The 690-nt window shown below is 60.9% G+C and carries 1 protein-coding gene; it reads right to left on the reverse strand.

Going from position 1 to position 690, the window contains the following annotated elements; translation table 11 throughout:
- Positions 1–690, reverse strand: a 690-nt coding sequence (locus CH305_RS28625; protein WP_179278418.1) for an IS3 family transposase, incomplete at both ends; no start/stop codon positions are given.

Raw genomic sequence — 690 nt, forward strand, 5'->3', positions numbered from 1 at the left:
CGGTCGTTGTTGAACCAGTCGATGTAGTCCTCGATCGCGGTCTGCAAGGTGCCCAGGTCGAGATATCGGATGTGATGAAACATCTCTTCTTTGAGGTGACCGAAGAAGTTCTCGATGATCGCATTGTCGTAGCAGTTGGCTTTGCGCGACATCGATTGGATCGCCCCCGCATCGGCCAGCAGCCGCCGCCACGAGAAATGCTGGTAGTGAAATCCCTGATCCGAGTGCACAAGTGGACACTCCTGTTCACCGAGGGTGTCCAGCGCTGCCCGCAGGGAACGGTTGGTGAACTCCGTCGTCGGGGACCGACCGATCGAATACGAAATGATCTGACGATCGAACAAGTCCATCACCGGAGACAGATACAACTTCGCATCCCCGACCCGGAACTCGGTGACGTCGGTGACCCACTTCTGATTCGGGGCCGCCGCCGTGAACTGGCGGTCGAGGATGTTCGCGGCGACCGCCCCGACCTGACCCTGATACGACAGATACCGTCGACGGCGCCGCACAAGGCATGCCAACCCGAGCTCGCGCATCACCGCCAACACCGTCTTCTTCGCCACCCGCCACCCCGCATCGACGAGGACTCGGTGCACACGGCGATGCCCGTAGCGCCCATGGTTGTTCTCGAACGCGCTGGTCACCGCCGCTTTCAACGCTGCCTTCGGATCGGGCCTGCGTATCTGC

It is taken from the genome of Rhodococcus sp. 15-649-2-2 (genome assembly GCF_002258645.1).
GTDB lineage: Bacteria > Actinomycetota > Actinomycetes > Mycobacteriales > Mycobacteriaceae > Rhodococcoides.